This window comes from Pseudarthrobacter sulfonivorans, assembly GCF_031454915.1.
Lineage (GTDB): Bacteria > Actinomycetota > Actinomycetes > Actinomycetales > Micrococcaceae > Arthrobacter > Arthrobacter sulfonivorans_C.
The window spans coordinates 1-14718 of sequence record NZ_JAVDRS010000016.1; the positions used below are offsets into that span (position 1 = coordinate 1).

At 60.5% G+C, this 14718-nt stretch carries 14 protein-coding genes; 9 read left to right on the forward strand and 5 right to left on the reverse strand.

Going from position 1 to position 14718, the window contains the following annotated elements; genetic code table 11:
* Positions 1-1050 precede the first annotated feature (1050 nt).
* The 5 genes from J2808_RS21715 to J2808_RS21735 form a co-directional block, all read right to left on the reverse strand.
* Complete coding sequence (locus tag J2808_RS21715; RefSeq protein WP_309820854.1) at positions 1051-1842, reverse strand: SDR family NAD(P)-dependent oxidoreductase; 792 nt, start codon at positions 1840-1842, stop codon at positions 1051-1053.
* 170 nt (positions 1843-2012) lie between these two features.
* Positions 2013-2834 (reverse strand): sugar phosphate isomerase/epimerase family protein, encoded by an 822-nt coding sequence (locus J2808_RS21720; RefSeq protein ID WP_309820855.1) that lies wholly within the window; start codon positions 2832-2834, stop codon positions 2013-2015.
* Positions 2835-3016: 182 nt separating this feature from the next.
* Positions 3017-4429, reverse strand: a complete 1413-nt coding sequence (locus J2808_RS21725; protein WP_309820857.1) for an MFS transporter — start codon at positions 4427-4429, stop codon at positions 3017-3019.
* A 375-nt stretch (positions 4430-4804) separates the two neighbouring features.
* Entirely contained in the window at positions 4805-5350 is a 546-nt protein-coding gene (locus J2808_RS21730) for a P-loop nucleotide/nucleoside kinase family protein (RefSeq protein WP_309820858.1), read from the reverse strand.
* Positions 5347-5994: a bifunctional 4-hydroxy-2-oxoglutarate aldolase/2-dehydro-3-deoxy-phosphogluconate aldolase gene (locus J2808_RS21735; protein ID WP_309820860.1), complete on the reverse strand. Its 648-nt coding sequence runs from the start codon at positions 5992-5994 to the stop codon at positions 5347-5349. Before J2808_RS21735 ends, J2808_RS21730 begins: the two co-directional genes overlap by 4 nt.
* A 147-nt stretch (positions 5995-6141) precedes the next feature.
* On the opposite strand from J2808_RS21735, the gene J2808_RS21740 reads away from it, so the two are divergent.
* The 9 genes from J2808_RS21740 to J2808_RS21780 all read left to right on the forward strand — a co-directional run bounded on the left by J2808_RS21740 (position 6142) and on the right by J2808_RS21780 (position 14698).
* Positions 6142-7128 carry a Gfo/Idh/MocA family protein gene (locus J2808_RS21740; protein ID WP_309820862.1) on the forward strand — a complete coding sequence of 329 codons (987 nt, stop codon included), beginning with the start codon at positions 6142-6144 and terminating at the stop codon, positions 7126-7128.
* Positions 7121-8116 carry a LacI family DNA-binding transcriptional regulator gene (locus J2808_RS21745; RefSeq protein ID WP_309820864.1) on the forward strand — a complete coding sequence of 332 codons (996 nt, stop codon included), beginning with the start codon at positions 7121-7123 and terminating at the stop codon, positions 8114-8116. The genes J2808_RS21740 and J2808_RS21745 overlap by 8 nt, the downstream gene beginning before the upstream one ends.
* Positions 8113-8679, forward strand: a complete 567-nt coding sequence (locus J2808_RS21750) for a VOC family protein (protein ID WP_309820866.1) — start codon at positions 8113-8115, stop codon at positions 8677-8679. The genes J2808_RS21745 and J2808_RS21750 overlap by 4 nt, the downstream gene beginning before the upstream one ends.
* A gap of 3 nt (positions 8680-8682) precedes the next feature.
* Positions 8683-9582 carry a sugar phosphate isomerase/epimerase family protein gene (locus J2808_RS21755; protein WP_309820867.1) on the forward strand — a complete coding sequence of 300 codons (900 nt, stop codon included), beginning with the start codon at positions 8683-8685 and terminating at the stop codon, positions 9580-9582.
* The gene (locus J2808_RS21760; RefSeq protein ID WP_309820870.1) at positions 9582-10574 is read left to right on the forward strand and encodes a Gfo/Idh/MocA family protein; all 993 of its coding nucleotides are present in this window, start codon (positions 9582-9584) and stop codon (positions 10572-10574) included. The genes J2808_RS21755 and J2808_RS21760 overlap by 1 nt, the downstream gene beginning before the upstream one ends.
* Positions 10575-10809: 235 nt before the next feature.
* On the forward strand, positions 10810-12054 hold the full coding sequence (locus J2808_RS21765) for an MFS transporter (protein ID WP_309820872.1): 1245 nt from the start codon (positions 10810-10812) through the stop codon (positions 12052-12054).
* A gap of 98 nt (positions 12055-12152) precedes the next feature.
* Positions 12153-13139: a Gfo/Idh/MocA family protein gene (locus J2808_RS21770; protein WP_309820874.1), complete on the forward strand. Its 987-nt coding sequence runs from the start codon at positions 12153-12155 to the stop codon at positions 13137-13139.
* A 34-nt stretch (positions 13140-13173) separates the two neighbouring features.
* On the forward strand, positions 13174-14016 hold the full coding sequence (locus tag J2808_RS21775; protein WP_309820876.1) for an SDR family NAD(P)-dependent oxidoreductase: 843 nt from the start codon (positions 13174-13176) through the stop codon (positions 14014-14016).
* 217 nt (positions 14017-14233) lie between these two features.
* Positions 14234-14698: a VOC family protein gene (locus J2808_RS21780; RefSeq protein WP_307051466.1), complete on the forward strand. Its 465-nt coding sequence runs from the start codon at positions 14234-14236 to the stop codon at positions 14696-14698.
* Positions 14699-14718: the final 20 nt, after the last annotated feature.

The window sequence follows — 14718 nt, forward strand, 5'->3', positions numbered from 1 at the left end:
GTGGGCAGATCTCATGGCCACCGGCGGGCAGTTCTACTGGCCGTCAGCGGGCAATTTCGTGGCCGCCTATGGGCAGTTTTTCATGGCCGCTAACATGCCGTGGCGCCGGAGAGGGCAATAGCACAGGATGAAACGCCTGCAAGCCGGTGGCCCAGAGCGAGGTGTGTGGGACTGGAGACCACCTACTCCGCCAGTGTTGTCGCAGCTCAGGCGCATTCAGGCCAGGGTGTGTGCACAAACTTCCGCGGAAGTCTGGACACGTGGACTTCAATGGAGGTCCCGGGATGGACTGCAGCAGTAGTCCTTCCACGGGGTAATCCGGTCCCAGCCTATGCAGCATCGGATTCACCGGACCGGGGGAGCACCATCGTCAAGACCAGCAGGGCAGTCTGCCGGACTGGATCGTGATCATTTTGGAACGCCAAGCACCTAACGAGGCTGTGGCGGGGCAAGTTGCAAGCCGGGAGGGGGACAGCACAGCCGTATGCATAGGAAAGTCGGCGCAAAGAACGGGATTCCACACGGTCCCAGGCAGCCTGGTAGCACTCGATGTTGCTGGAGCATACGTCGGCCTACCGGCAAAGACCGGCCGCTGGCGACTGTCTGTCACGTGGGATCTAAGCCTCTTCGCCAAGGGAGTGTAGAAATACCTTCTGGAGCCTATTCTGACGGTGTTGAGCGAAAGCCTGACGTCAGGTTGGGGCGTACGCGAATCGGACGTGCACCGCTCCCATCTCCGCGACGGCTCTTCTAACGCATGGACCCCCCGGAGCTCAGAGGTGCGTGCGCGGGGCGACGGCCGTGGTGTTCGCGAGAGTGTGCGGCCAGTCGGCCGGTTCGGGCGAGACTGCTGCAGCGTTGAGCCGAGCACGAACGCAGGACGGCCTAGCGGGACCGATCCAGCACGCATCTGTGCCCTGAGTCGCCATGGGGGGGGGCAGGGCACGTGCCTGGGGTTGGCTCGCCTGTAGTGGTTGGTGCTGCGGTGCGGGCTGCCGCTGTTCCCTGGGGATAGCTAGGTCACTTCCCGGGTACCGCTACGGACCGGGGTCAAGATTTGGAGCTGGGTCGACCAGGGATATGGCTAAGAATTGACTTGGTGAAGCCGCCATCGACGCAGATGTCTTGCCCGGTGACGTAGCCCGCCAGGGGGCTTACGAGGAACTCGATCACGTTCGCAATGTCCACGGGCTCTCCAATTCTTGCCAAGGGGATGATGTTTTCCCTTGCCTTTTTGATTTGGGGATCGGCGTACATTTTTTCGGTCATCCGTGTGTGGGTCATTCCTGGGGAGACGACGTTGACGCGAATTCCTTCGGGTGCCCATTCCAGCGCGAGTGTTTGGGCCAGCATCGTCAGCGCAGCTTTGCTGGGGCTGTAGGCACCCGATCCAGCGTGTGGTACCTGACCAGACATGGAAGAGGTGAAGCAGGCGGAACCGCGGCTCTGCCTCAAATGTGGGTGGCTTGCTTTCGCGAGAAGCCACGCGCCGCGGAGGTTGACGGAGAACATGTCGTCCCAGTCCTCCAGGGACACGTCGCAGATGGCGCCAGGGTTTGCGATCCCCGCGTTTGCTACGAGTGCGTCCAACCCGCCAAATTCGGCTACCGCGGCTTCTACCAATTTACCTGGCACCTCTGGGTCACCAAGGTTGCCCGCCAATGCGATAGCGGTACCGCCCATTGACTGGATTGAACGAACGACTTGCTCCTGGTTGCCGTTCGAATCGTGTCCCGCCACTGCGATCATCGGGTGTACGCCACGAGCCAGAGCCGCCTCTGCGATTCTCTGGCAGGTCGCTGCTCCTATGCCGCTACTTCCGCCACTAACCAAAGCTCTCATAGCACATACTCCTTTATCAGTCGTTCACATACGAAAAATTGCTGATGCAAAGATTCATTAGAATCAGAACATGCCAAGTTCATTGGCATTGATGATCGATTCGCAGTGTGAACTATTTACAATTTTTTCTGTAGGCCTTCGGCTACCACGCCGTGATCCCAAGCATCGGGCTAATTTGCCAGTTCCCAGCCCTGATCATTGAGGTCCTGCATTGCCTTCTTGAATTCTTGGACGGGGTTCTCTTCGCGAATGATCTCAAGAACAACGTTCTTGACTCCGCACGTTTCCTTGACGGCCTTGCCCAGTCCGCTCCAGTCGATTACTCCGGTGCCGATCGGATCGTGGCCCCAGGTGTCAGTGCCCGTATCAGAAATGTGTACCAATCCAATGCATTCGTGATGGGAGAGCAGACTTTCTACGGGATCCTCACCTATGTAGGCAGCGTTGGCGACGTCGTACACGATCTTGACTGAGTCGTCGTTGATCGTGCTTACGACCCCTGCCAAGTCCTGGATGGTGGGCGTGAAGCAATAGGGGGTGTTTTCGAAGAGCAGTCGCGTGCCGGCCTGTTTAGCAAGCGGGATGAGATTCTCCAGGCTCTCGTACATCCACCCATAAACGTTTTCAAGTGACGGTGAAATCATGGGACGCCTTGTGCCCGGGGATATGACAACCTCGGAGACCTCCCAGGCTTCAGCCAGGTCAATCACGGACTTGATGTGCTCGACACTCTTACGGCGCATATTTGCGCCGGGACTTGATAGATTGATGTCATATCCGCCAGCATTCAGTGACCTGATTTTCGCACCGTACCCATTGAGCTGTGCATAAATTGCCGAGCGCTCCGGACCGGATAGTTCATCAGGCCAGCAGTGCGGGGAGCTGATCGGAACCTCAAAAGTCTCATACCCATGGTCGACCAATTCAGCAATCGCATCAATTGCCGTGGATGACCATAGGTAAGAAAACGTATTAATGATCATTTGGTTCATGTGGAAATATCCTCTCAGTTCTGTGGCTATGGAGAAAACTTGCTTGGTTCACAAGGCACGGGACTCTCGATCCTGCGTCGGGGATCGCGTCCGCGGTGCCAGACTGCTCGACGAGACCCGGGGCAGAGCCACGCCCCTTCTTGCCCGGTCGAGCCGTCACGGCTTCGTAGGTACAACTGTGCCTACCGGGAACGCGTCGCTTCGTCGGCGGCCTGCGGAGTGCCCAGGAGCAGGCGTTCGCCTTCGAGTACTTCTGGATCGACGGGAGCTACGGTGGCGCGGGCGGCCCGGCTGCCGGTCTCCGGGAGGGTGAAGTAGACGATGAGGCTGAGGGCGACAATGGCGATCATGTAGACCGCAACGAGCATTGGCTGTCCGGCGCCGACGAACGCAGCGGCGATCAGCGGTGCGGTGCCACCGAAGACTGCAATTACGATTTGGTGTGCAAAGCCGATGCCCGATACCCGTACCGAAGCTGGGAACAGTTCGGCCTGGATGGTCGGATATACCGACTGCCAGATACCGAGAACCACCCATCCGGACGCCGATACCAGAACGTACACGCCGAAGCCGGGCTGGTTCAGCAGCAGGAGCATGGGGTAGAAGAGCACGATCATGCCTATGGCGCCGATGATGGGGAAGATTTTGCGTCGGCCGAGGCGGTCGGAAAGGTATCCGCAGGCCGGCACGATGATCACGAGCAAGGCCAGCCCGATGACGCTTCCGGCCAGGGTGGAGGCCAGGTCCCGGCCGGTGGTCAGCTTTGCGTAGGTGGGGAGGAAGGTGGCCCAGGTGTAGTAGGCCACGGCCGGGGCAGAGAGCGCTGCTGCCTGCAGCAGCGCCTTGGGGTGTTCGCGGAGCAGGTCCATCAGGCGGGCTGCGGCGGATTTCTGGTCGACCAGGGACTCTGCTTCAAACTCAGGGGTTTCTTGTGCACGGGCCCTCAGGACGAGACCGACGATGCCGAGGATGCCGCCCACGACGAACGGGATGCGCCAGCCCCAGGCGGCAAGGTCGGCGGGCGAAAAGGATGCTGTCACCATTGCCGCGGAACCGGTAGCTGCGAGGGTCGCGAGGCCGCTCGCCATGTTGGTGAACGAACCGAACAGGCCCCTTCGGTTCGCGGGAGCGTGTTCAACCATGAATGCGATGGCGCTCTGTCCCTCGCTACCGGCGGAGATGCCTTGGATGATCCGCGCAACCAGGAAGAGAACAGGCGCTGCGTAGCCGATGGTCGCAAATGAAGGTGTGAGGCCGATGATGAGCGAGCCGAGCGCCATCCCGGAGATGGACAGCGTCAGGATGAGCCTTCGGCCGAAACGGTCGGCAAGTGGAGAGATGATGATTCCGCTGAGCGGGCGTACAACAAAGCCGACGGCGTAGGTGAGCAGTGCTGCGATTAGGGAGGTGAATGGGTCATCGCTCGGAAATATCTGGGATGAGAACACTGCTGCCAGGAGCCCGTAGATGTACCAGTCGTACCACTCCACGAAGTGGCCGATGGTGCCTGCCACTATGTTGCGGTAACCACGATCGGGCGTCTTGGGACGATCGGACGGGCCCAGGCTGCCGAGGGCGTCTTGTGAGGTCTTCATTGAACTCTCCATAGTTTCACGTTTGTTGTGGAGGGGTATTGAGTAGTGCCCGACACCTCAGTGTGCGGGTCTCGCCCGGCTGTTAAGTCGGTTTGCGGGACAACTGCCTGCCATGACGAACAGCCGACGCATCGCTTAGGGCGCTGAAGATGAAGGAGCTTATCCAGTCTCGCGAGCTCCTAATGAGATCGGTTGCTGAGATCGGTTGCAAGCTACGATACGGAGGAGATGTGATCCTTGTCAACGTCTGATGCGGTCGCGACGCAATTTCAAAGATGGGCCTTGGCTTGGGGCGGCCATGCAGGCTATCGAGCCTCCACTTACACAGGTGCCCGGTGTGCGCGAGTGGAGCCATGCGCCCGACACCGGCTCATTTCAATCGGCTTGACGGGGCGCCTCATTGTTGACGTCTTGGTAATCCACTCCGGACCAGGAGCACTCCAGGCTGCCATGTACGGACCAGTAGTCATCCCAGTGGGCAAGTTTCCATCGATCTCGTTCCAGTCCGCGCTGGGTGAGTCGCATGCGTAGAACGTCTTGAGGTACCCGGACCCGTATTACGGTGATCGCGGGTGACGGCCATTGGAATTCTTCTGCCACACGACTCAGATAGTCTGGGTCTCCGAAATAGGCTCCAAAGGGAGCATCAAGGACCACTGATCGGCCGAGGCGCAGGTTTATCCCCGCCACATCCATGAGAGTCTCGTACTCGAGGGGCAGCAGATTGTCGCGATAGTAGTCGTTGGACTCGCGGTCGGTGGGATCATGGCCGGTAGCGGTCAGTGCGAATTCGACGAAGCGGCCGCTGACCCGGTCCTTGTCTAGGTACGCAGCCCTGTGCTCTTGGGCTGTTTGCTGGGCAATCGTTGTTTTCCCTGAGCCGGCAGGACCGATGACAATGAAGACTTTGGGGGCCTTCATTGGCGGGCCTTTGCTACAGCTGACAGGAACTCCTTGGCGGCCTCGGTGACGCGGGAGAAGTCGCCGTCGGGTTGCCATGCTTTCGTCACGTAGCTGCCGACGCCGACGCCTGCAACGCCCGCCGCGAACCATTCGCCCACGTTCTCTACGGTTACGCCGCCAGCTGGCATGATCGGCAGATGTGCGAGCGGGGCGAGGACTGATTTGGCATAGGGGATGCCGCCGGCTTCGGTGGGGAAGAGCTTGATGATGTCGGCCCCTGCCTCGGCGGAGATAACAAGCTCAGTGGGTGTGTAGGCGCCGCTGATGGTTGGTATCTGGTACCGGTTCGCGGTACGGATCATCGCGGGGTTCAGCTGAGGACTGACCAGGAACTGAGCGCCGGCCCGAATGCATTCATACGCTGAGTGCTCGTCCAGCACTGTTCCGGCACCGATTGCCACGCCGGTGGAGCCGTGTTTGGCGGCGAGCCGACGAATCACGTCGACAGCGCCTGGAATTGAAAGCGTGATCTCGAGTGCCCGGAAACCTCCTGCGATGGCAGCTTCCGCAACACGCTCGGCAACCTCCGCGTTCTCCAACCGCACGATGAGGACGGCCCCTGACTCGTGGATGGTTTGCAGGGTGCGGAGTTTCTTGTACATGCTGGCCTCTCTCTGGCCGGGTTTCTCTTACTTCTTGAGCGACCCGACCCCTTGTTGGTGTTTAGTTCCGTTGACAAACTCTCCCACCATCCATAGTGTTATTGCAACCGATCTCAGCAACCGATCTCATACAAGGAGGTATTGCGGTTGACTTACGTACGCACAATCATTCTTGGTGCTTCCCATTGGCATGTTCCGCTCTGTGCGCCGGCCATTGCCGAAGAGCACGAGGTGATCGGAGTCAGTGACGACGACGTATCCCGCGTGCAGGTGCAGGACCTGGCCGAAGGGTGGGGGGCGCCGGTTGAAGCCGACTGGCGGAAGCTGGTTGATCTCCCCGATGTCGGACTCGCATATGTCTTCGGTCCCCATGAGGGTATGGCCGAAAAGTGTCTCGCCCTGATCGAGTGTGGTATTCCGTTCGTCGTGGAAAAGCCATTGGGCACTTCCCTTGACGAGCTTTCTGCCGTGCGTCAGGCCGCCGAGGCTGCTGGCGTGCCTGTCACTGTCCCTCTGGTCCAGCGCGGCGGACCCACAGATCAGTGGCTTGCCAAGGCAGGGCGGCCCGCTTACCAGCGAACCTCATTTATTGCTGGTCCACCATCCCGGTATCTCGATAATGCCAATCCCTGGATGCTCGATCCGGTCAAGGCGGGCGGGGGGTGTCTGGCGAACCTGGGTCCGCATTTTGTCGATCTGTTCCTCCAGGGTAGCGATGAGTCAGCAGCCCTTGTGGACTCCCGGCTCTCATCGGTTCTTCACAATCAGGCTGTTGAGGATCATGCAAGCCTCATCATCACGACGCCGGAGGGGCGCGAGGCCATTGTGGAGGTTGGCTATGCATTCCCTGGCTCGCCGCTTAAGCGCTACTGCAGCTTCACCTCGGTCGGTGAGGCAGGATTCGCCTCCGTTGATTCGGACGGTACAGCTACGTTCACGGCACTGGATGGCACCACGGAGGTCGACAAGATCAATGTGGATAGCGACCCTCTTTACGATCCGTTCGTGCGGAGCGTCGCCCGGACGCTGGATGATGGATTCCGGGGCCTGCCGACGCTGGCCCAGCTCGAAGACGTTATGCGCCCGATTTGGCGGGCCTATGACGACCAGCACGGAGGAAGAGAACATGCCTGATCTGAGTATCGACGTCGTCGCGAAGGCTGCCGGCGTCCACCGGTCCACCGTTTCCCGGGCATTCTCCCGGCCGGAAGCCGTGAAAAGGGAAACGCGTGAACACATCCTCAAAGTTGCCGAAGGCCTCGGCTACACGATGAGTCCACTCGCCCAGGCTCTTCGGACCAAGACCAGCACATTCATCCCGCTGATCGTTCCTGACATCACCAACCCGTTCTTTGCCGAACTTGCCAAGACGATGACCCAGGCTGCGGATGAGCGCGGTTACCAGCTACTGCTCTGCGTCACCAACGGGGACCCGGCCAAAACCGACGGATACTTCACCGCCATGCAGGCCATGTATGCCCCCTTCGGCATCGTCGCGCCGTCCACAAAGGTCGATACCGAAGCTATGAAACGCTTCGACTTCGGCCACAAGGTCGTGGTGATCGACCGGGTTGAAGGGGACGATGCCGTCCCAACGGTCACCGTCGACAGCCGCCGCGGAATCATGATCGCCCTGGAGCACCTGCACTCTCTGGGGCACACCTCGATCGGCTACGTATCCGGTATCGCCGGAACGCACACCGCCCAGGACCGGATGGACGCCTATCTGGAGCTGTCCGCCGACAGCGGCAGTGCACCTGTCGTGCTGGACAGCGGGTCGGATCTGGATGCGGGCACGCGCGGGGCAGAACATTACCTCGAGATGGACAATCCTCCAACGGCAATCATCGCGGCCAATGACATGGTGGCCTTTGCGGTCATCTCGGCACTCGGCCAACGTGGCGTACGGGTACCGGAGGACGTGTCGGTCATCGGCTTCGACGGTCTCGCTCTCGGCGCCCGGTTCAACCCTCCTCTGACCACGGTTCGCCAGCCGATCGCCGACATGGGACACATCGCCATCGAACTGGCTGAGAAGCAGAACATTGACGGCTCCGTGGACCACATCGTCCTCGAACCTCAGCTTCTGGTCCGCGGCTCCACCTCTGGGCCACGAAAATGACCAGGGGACAGGAGTCGACGCTTCGGCGTCTGCCCGGGCTCCAGCACACAGACCACGTCGGCCTGACAGTTCCAAACCTTGAGGAAGGCATCCGCTTCTTCGTCGAAGTCCTTGGGGCTGAGGAGCTCTACCGCTCCGAACGCGGGCCCGACGAAGAATTCATGCCCACAAACTTCGGAGTCCCGGCAGATGCCAAGCTCACGCTCGCAATGTTGCGCCTGCCACCAAACCTCAACATCGAGCTTTTCGAATGGAGCAGCGCTGAGCGGCGTGATACCCCGCCGCGGCACTGCGACGCCGGCGGCCACCACCTGTGCTTCGTCGTGGACGACGTCGACGAAGCGATCGGAGTGCTGCAGTCAACACCTGGAGTACGCGTGCTCGGTGAGCGCAAAGAAGTCGCCGGCGACAGCCCCCGAGTAGCCGGCAATCGCTGGACATATTTCGTCACCCCTTGGGGATTGCTGATGGAAATCGTGGATCGATCCCGCGTCGCAAGCCCGCCCCGGCTGGTCGGTCCCACGGACTGGGCAGCACCTCCAAACACTTCAGAAAGGACATAAACAATGCGGCTAGCCGGTCACACTCTAGGCACCCCGGACCACACGGTTCCCCAAGCACTTGATCTATTCCGAGCCGCAGGGCTCGATGCCGCCGAAGTCATCTACCAGAATGACTACAAATCAGGATTGCCGCTAGGTGACCGGCGTGCCGCGACGGAGGCTCTGAAAGCGGCCGAAAGCGCGGGGGTACCCATCGTGGGTCTGACGCCTTACACAACAGCCATCAACTCACTGGACGATGCGGAATGGCGCACAGCAGTCGATGAATTCCGTGGCGCCATAGAGACTGCGCACCTGCTCGGCGCTGACCGGGTCCGTGTCTATGCTGGTTCGTGGCACCCCGGGGACAACGACCACGCGGCGCGTTGGGTAAAACTGCGCGAAGCTTTGGAGGCCCTCGCGCCCGAAGCAGACCAGGCCGGGGTTCGCCTTTGCGTGGAAAACCACTTCGGCACCATGACCCAGACCGCGGCGGACACAGCTGCCCTTGTCCGGGAAATTGCCCATCCGGCCGTCCGCGTTCTCTATGACCAGGCGAACCTGACATTCACCCACGACGAAACGTACGAACAGGCCCTCGCTGTTCAAGGTGACCTGATCGGTCACGTTCACGTGAAGGACCTCGTTTTCACCGATCCCAACGCGGCCTTCCGAGCCACGGAAACAGCCCGGGTCAACGCTTCCGAGCGGGCCGTCCGGTCGCGGGTCGTCGGAAGCGGCGTCGTTCCATGGACTCAAATCCTCGCCGGGTTGCTGCAGCATGGCTACGACGACGTGCTGAGCATCGAACTCGAGTACCGCTGGCACCCGCAAGACCTCCCCGCGCCCGAGGACGGATTCCGCGAATCCGCCGCCGTCCTGCGCTCAATGCTTTCCGGTCTCGCTGAAGTGAGGAACGCCTGATGACCACCACCCGTCTGCGCGTCGGAGTTGTCGGCGCGGGAAATATCGCCACCATTGCCCAATTGCCCACCCTCGTCCAACGCGATGATGTCGAGTTGGCCGCGTTGGTGTCCCGGCGTGAGGACCCGGGCAACCTGGTCCGGCGCTGGGGCTTTAACGCCGCCTACAAAACAGTGGAAGACATGCTGGCCTCCCAGGAGCTGGATGCAGTTTTCGTCCTCACGCCACGCTCCGAGCACGCCCACGCAGTCCAACTGTGCCTGGACCGCGACGTCGACGTGTTTTGCGAAAAGCCCCTGGCTCCGGCAACCGAGGAGGCAGGACGTCTGGCGGACCTCGCCGATGAGAGGGGCCGCATCCTGATGGTGGACTTCAACCGCCGCTACGCACCTGTCTACAGGGCAGGACGCGAGGCGTTCGGTGAGAAGGGCGCTACGTTCTGCGTCGCCCAAAAGAACCGCCCCGGATCGGAATACCGCGCGACATTCGAGAACGCCATTCACATGGTCGATCTCCTCCGCTGGTACTGCGGCGGCGAACCCGTGGACGTGGCCGCGCATGCAGCCGGCGATGACCCGTGGGAAGAAGACGGCGTCGCAGCCATTATCCGCTTCAGTACCGGCAACACCGGAGTGCTGATGGCAGCCCGTACGGCAGGAGCATGGAACGAAAAACTGGACGCCTACGGCGACGGAAAGACCGTCGAAGTCAGGGCACCCGAAACAGTATCGACTACTGTCAACCGAGTCACCACATCGCGGGAACTTAGCGCCGAGGCCTATGGCTGGGCCACTGCGACAGAAACTCTGGGCTTTGCGGCCGCCGTTCATCATTTCCTGGACCGGGTTGCGGACAGGGCGCAGCCACTTACCTCAGGCCGGGAAGCTGTCCATACCCAACGCTTGCTTGACCGGATTCTCGCTGCCTCCGGTTTGCCAACAGAAGAGCAAGCCGGCCGGGAATGGGCCAGCCACGCAGTAAACGAAAGCTAACAACCAAACGAGCTCGCCCATTCTCCACTGCGCTGCCAGTCCTTGATGCGGGCACCGTGGAACCTGGCTTGAACAAACCTGCTGAAAATACGGAGGTGAAAATATAGCATTCTTTCGCCTGCGTCAGGGCAGCCCACACATCGGGGGAGCGGGGCGACAACCGCTAAGCGGCCGGCTCGCGGCGCTTACCGGCATCCTGCTGGTCGCATTCAGCGCCAGAGAAGCCGTTTCGGCGGTGTCCCCGCTCCTTGGTCCAATAAGCGAGGACCTTCCCCTCGACGCGGTGACGACAGGGATCCTTGGGATGCTGCCGACCGCCGGCTTCGCAGTGATGGGCTTCCTGGCTCCGCCGCTCCTCCGGCGTATCCAGCTGGAACACCTGCTACTGGTCTCGATCCTGCTGACAACACTGGGTCAGGTCGGCCGCGCACTGGGATGGAACATCCCGGCGTTTTTGGTGTTCACCTGGGTCGCCATGCTCGGGATCGGGCTGGTCAATGTCGTGATTCCGCCGTTGCTGGTGAAGTACTTTCCCGACAAAATCGGGATGCTCGCAGCGCTCCACGTAACTCTCCTGGGCGTCAGCACGGCTGTGGCCGCCCAAGCTGCCATACCCTTGGCACATCTTTATGGCTGGCGGTTCTCCATCGGCATCTGGGCGGCCTTCAGCGCGGTCGCTGCGATACCGTGGCTGATTGTTCTCACGGGCAAGCGGGCTGTGACCCGATCCAGGACATCACCAGCCAGCGATGGGCCGTCTGCCCCTACGAGTGCGATCAAACCCTGGAGATCATCGATTGGCTGGGGTGTAGCACTAGTCTTCGCAGGGTGCTCAAGCAATACTTTCGCTGCGCTCACGTGGCTTCCCGCTGTTCTTATCGACAGAGGAATGAGTCAGGAAACCGCTGGATCCATGCTGGCGCTCTATTCAATCCTCGCCCTGCCAGTCGCCTTGGTTGTGCCTCTGGTAGTGGTGAGAACGCCTCGTCCGCTACCCGTCGCAATCGTCTTTGTCGTCGCCTTCGCCATCGGCTACGGGGGCATAATCTTTGCTCCACCAGCCTCTGCAGTGGTTTGGGTCGCCATTGCCGGACTTGGCCAGGGCGTGTACTCCTTCGCGTTCACGTTGATCAATAAGCGAACACGAACGCAATCCGGCTCAGGGATCCTCTCCGGGTTCGCCCAAGGAGTCGGCTACGCCCTGGCAAGCGTTGGCCCGTTCCTTTTTGGTCTGTTGCATCATCCGGGGGACGGCTGGCTGCCCTCGTTCGGCATGCTCGGAGCCTGGCTCCTGGTGCTGTGGGCAGGAGCCATGATGGTCAACAAGCCACGCTTTCTCGAGGATGCCTTCCACGTGGTACGGCCAGGCACTAAAGAAACTGCTGCAGAGCCCGACTGCAGCAGATCACAAGGCCGAAATATTTTTCGCCGAAAGCGGGGAACGCCGGGCCCCGAATACACGAACCGAATAGACCCCTGACAGACCCTTCCTGCAACCGACCTTTATTGCAAGCGATCTCGAAGGAGAGATGTGATGATCAACTGGTTCCTTCCTTGCCGGATCTTTGGCGGCGCTACATGATGACCGCGGCGGGACATGCTCGCGTCGCTGTCGTAGGAGCGGGCGGCTGGGCCGGATCAAGGCACGCACGGGCATTTGCCGCGGCAGGTGCCAAGGTCACCGTCCTTGTGGAGAAGGACGGGCGCGGGGTCGCCCTCGCGCAGGAGCTCGGGGCACAGTTGATGCCCACTACGGCGGAACTCCACCCCGAACATTTGGACCTTGTGGTCGTAGCATTACCCACCACGGTGCAACCGGTCATATGCGCAGATCTGCTGAACCGGGGATTCCGGGTGCTGACTGAAAAGCCGGTGGCCGCAGATGCCGAAGGTGCTGCCGTCCTGGCTGCCGCTTCCGGGGTGAACGAGAGACTCATGGTCGGGTATACGCTCCACCAGCATCCCGCCGCCGCACAGGTCACTCAATGGATCAGGGACAAGAACGTGATCGCCGTTTCTGTCCGTTCGGTCGCCCATAAACAGAACGTCAATTCATGGCGCGCTGATCCCAAGGAGGGCGGCGTCGCTGTCGTGAATGGCATTCACGCCATCGAATTAGTCTCATCATGGTTTGACGGCGACCCGAAAGTACTTGCCACCAGCGCCAGCAGCAGCCTGTATGGGTCGCCGGTACCGGAGCACGTCGTGTCCGCCCTCGAGTTTCCTGAGGGCGTCGTATTCACCTTGCAGAGCTACTGGTCTCCCTGGCAGGAACCTCAAGGTCTCAATCAGGGCGACTGGAGCCTCACCATCGATGTCCTGGCCAGTGAAGGCCGGATGCTCTGGACCAACGACTCCCTTCACGTGTGGGAGCGGCACGGCGGCCATTACGAAAGGACCTTCGAGCCCTCCGACCTCTTCCTGCGGCAAGCAGACACGGCGCTGAAGTTCTGCGCCGGTGAAACCCCTCCAGTCACGTTCGCCCAGGCACTTCGCGCCACGCAAATCGCCGATGCAGTCCTGGCAGCGGCAACATCCAGCGCTGAAACCACGGTCGCGCCGTAGCATCACCAAAACCTGAACAACAGTCCACCGTCCATTGAACAACCTTAACGAAGGAATTAAACATGAAACCCGCAACCCACGTTTCGACCGCAGGAGAACCGCACGGCGGCCAGAGCGGAGAGAACCGATGAGCCTCAAAGACCAGGTGGTTCTGGTAACCGGATCAAGCGGAGGAATAGGCGATGCTGCCGTCAGCGCATTCACAGCTGCCGGCGCCACCGTCATCGGCGCTGATCGTTCCGCTAAAGCCGACCAAACCTTGGACGCGTTCTACCCCCTGGACATCACCTCGGAACAACAGTGCGCAACGACTGTGCAGGACATCGCGGCCCAGTATGGCCGCATCGATGTCCTCGTCCATGCAGCAGGAGTGCTCGGTACAACCCCCGACATCATGGAGACAACCACAGAAGAATTCGATTCCATTCTGAGGATCAATGCCTCTGCAACGTTCTCGATGGTACGAGAGACTGCAAAATCAATGCTCGGGTCCGGCACGGCCGGCTCAATCGTGGTCTTATCCTCTGTTGCGGCCAAGGAAGCACGCCTCAACTACCTGCCCTACAACGCGAGCAAACTCGCAGTCCTACACATCATGTGGTCATTCGCAGAACTGCTTGGACCTCAAGGCATCTCCGTCAATGCCATCGCCCCGGGTCCAGTGAACACACCTATGTGGGCACAGTTTGCCAAAGATTCAGGCCCGGATGCGGTTGCCAACCGCGCGAAGAGGGCAGCGCAACTGCCGATGCGCCGGTTTGCCGAACCCGACGAAGTCGCCCGCGCCATCCTTTTCCTGACAGATCCCGACAACCGCTACATCACCGGAGTGTCTCTGGATGTGGCCGGCGGAGCACACCTGGGAATAGGAACGTGAACCCCCTGTGCCGTGCCTCGCAATCGTAGAGGCCCCGTGCCACACCTTTTTGGAGAGTGGCACCGCGCATGCCCATATGCCAGACAAACCAGCACGGACCCCTCAAGGCTGCGTCTGAGCAACCCCGGCGGAGTTTAGGTCCAAAACTACGAGGAGAAGACCTTATGTCCGTTCTTTTGGTCCAGTTCAAGCCTTCGGGAATGTTTAGGCGGGAGAAATGAAAACTGCAATTCGACATCATCACACTGCCCTGCACGTTACGGACATGGAGCGCAGCGCGCGGTTCTACGTGGAAGGGCTTGGCCTTACCCGCGTACAAGCGTGGACGTCGGGCCCCTACGTCGGCGAACTTTACGGCCGTCCCAACGTCAAGGTTAAAGCCCTAATGCTCTCAACGGGTGACGGGACCTTCAACCTGGAGCTGGTCCAGGTTGAGGATCCGCCACCGGCCGTAAATCCATCAGAGGCGCAGCCGGGGACTGCACATCTTGCCTTCACCAATATTGACCTGCGCAAGGTTTACGCCAGAATGACAGCGCTCGGCTACAGGGCTTTGTCCGAACCGGTCGCACCCACGTCGGGCCCGGTTTCAGGAGGCCTGCTGATCTACCTGCTCGATCCAGACGGAAACCGTGTGGAGCTAATTCAGCCACCCGGCTGGCAGCCAGGCGACCGCTCTTGAGCTTTCCGCGTCCGGAAGAG

Excerpts from the sequence above, each read along its gene's own strand:
- J2808_RS21715 (WP_309820854.1), bottom strand. The coding sequence starts at position 1,842 with ATGAGAGCTTTGGTTAGTGGCGGAAGTAGCGGCATAGGAGCAGCGACC.
- J2808_RS21720 (WP_309820855.1), bottom strand. The coding sequence starts at position 2,834 with ATGAACCAAATGATCATTAATACGTTTTCTTACCTATGGTCATCCACG.
- J2808_RS21725 (WP_309820857.1), bottom strand. The coding sequence starts at position 4,429 with ATGAAGACCTCACAAGACGCCCTCGGCAGCCTGGGCCCGTCCGATCGT.
- J2808_RS21730 (WP_309820858.1), bottom strand. The coding sequence starts at position 5,350 with ATGAAGGCCCCCAAAGTCTTCATTGTCATCGGTCCTGCCGGCTCAGGG.
- J2808_RS21735 (WP_309820860.1), bottom strand. The coding sequence starts at position 5,994 with ATGTACAAGAAACTCCGCACCCTGCAAACCATCCACGAGTCAGGGGCC.
- J2808_RS21745 (WP_309820864.1), top strand. The coding sequence starts at position 7,121 with ATGCCTGATCTGAGTATCGACGTCGTCGCGAAGGCTGCCGGCGTCCAC.
- J2808_RS21750 (WP_309820866.1), top strand. The coding sequence starts at position 8,113 with ATGACCAGGGGACAGGAGTCGACGCTTCGGCGTCTGCCCGGGCTCCAG.
- J2808_RS21755 (WP_309820867.1), top strand. The coding sequence starts at position 8,683 with ATGCGGCTAGCCGGTCACACTCTAGGCACCCCGGACCACACGGTTCCC.
- J2808_RS21760 (WP_309820870.1), top strand. The coding sequence starts at position 9,582 with ATGACCACCACCCGTCTGCGCGTCGGAGTTGTCGGCGCGGGAAATATC.
- J2808_RS21770 (WP_309820874.1), top strand. The coding sequence starts at position 12,153 with ATGATGACCGCGGCGGGACATGCTCGCGTCGCTGTCGTAGGAGCGGGC.
- J2808_RS21780 (WP_307051466.1), top strand. The coding sequence starts at position 14,234 with ATGAAAACTGCAATTCGACATCATCACACTGCCCTGCACGTTACGGAC.